General features: G+C 41.2%; 1 protein-coding gene. It reads left to right on the top strand.

The genetic code is table 11. The annotated features are described in order from the left end of the window. Positions 1–1,334, top strand: a 1,334-nt coding sequence (locus B0186_RS10805; protein WP_211272445.1) for a hemagglutinin repeat-containing protein, incomplete at both ends; no start/stop codon positions are given.

A 1,334-nucleotide genomic window follows, 5' to 3' on the forward strand; every position in this document is an offset into this window, starting at 1 on the left:
TAAGCGGATTGACATTGAGGGTAAACATATCTTGGTTGAAGCAGGTAAAGATGTGTTTAAGAGTAGTGAAAAACATGAGTTTAAACAATCGGGCTTAACCTTAGCGGTATCTTCACCTGCAATAGACATGGCAATGAAAGCACAAGAGAGCTTAAAACGCAGTAATGAGGTGAAAAACGATAAGCTATCGGCGTTATATAAAATCAAAGCAGCCCAAGAATTATTACTGGCAGGTCAAGAGGCGAAGGACTTAGCGGGCACATTAGGTGCTTTAGCGAATGGAGATATGAAAGAAGGAAATATCTCAAATCCATCGGTGAAAATCTCGGTAAGCGTAGGCTCAAGTCAATCGAAACAGGAAAGTCATACAAACCAAGTGGTTCATCATGGAAGTGAACTCAGTGCAGGTAATCTTTCACTGAAAACCACCGCCTCTGATATTGATGTAATAGGCTCAAAATTAAGTGCAACAACGTTAAATCTTGACAGTGCCAAAGATATTCACCTTAAATCAGCTCAAGATAGCTTTAGCCATCGTAGTCAAAATAACAACAGCGGTTGGAGTGCGGGTGTATTTGTTGGTGCAAGTGGAAATAGTTATGGCGTTGGGTTAGAAGCCAGTGGTTATAAAGGCAAGGGTAAAGAAAACTCAGATAGCACGACACAAGTCAACAGCCTAGTTCAGGGTAAAGAAGTGAATATCAGCAGCCAACATGACACCGCACTTCAAGGTGCTAACGTCAATGCTGATAGGCTTACCATGAAAGTCGGCAACAACTTAAGCATAGAAAGTCGCCAAGATAGCAATCAATATGACTCAAAACAAACTCAGGTAAATGCAGGAGCGAGTGTAACACTCAATGGCAGTGGCAGTGCTTCATTCAATGCCAGCCGTAATAAAGCCAAACTGAATTATGCTCAGGTAGAAGAGCAATCGGGATTAAGTGCAGGAGAAGGTGGTTTAGCGATAAATGTTGGCAACCATACCCATCTCAAAGGTGGCTTAATAGAAAGCAAAGCTGAGGAAAGTAAAAACCGTCTTCATACAAAAACCTTTAGCACAGAAGATATCAAAAATCATAGTGAAGTGAAGGTGGAAAGTCATAGCGTTGGGCTTTCTACCAATATGGCACAAAATGCCATGTCAGCAGTAGCGACCACAATAGGGGTTTTAGGCAATAAAAACGAAAGCAAACAGAGTTTAACTCAAAGTGCGGTAGGAAATAACATCCATTTCACTGCAGAAAGCCAAGATGAAAAAACACAACAAAATCTGACCGCACTTTCCAGAGACACAGAAAACGCTAATCAAAAAGTACAGGCTTATGATTTGG

It is taken from the genome of Canicola haemoglobinophilus (assembly GCF_002015075.1).
GTDB lineage: Bacteria > Pseudomonadota > Gammaproteobacteria > Enterobacterales > Pasteurellaceae > Canicola > Canicola haemoglobinophilus.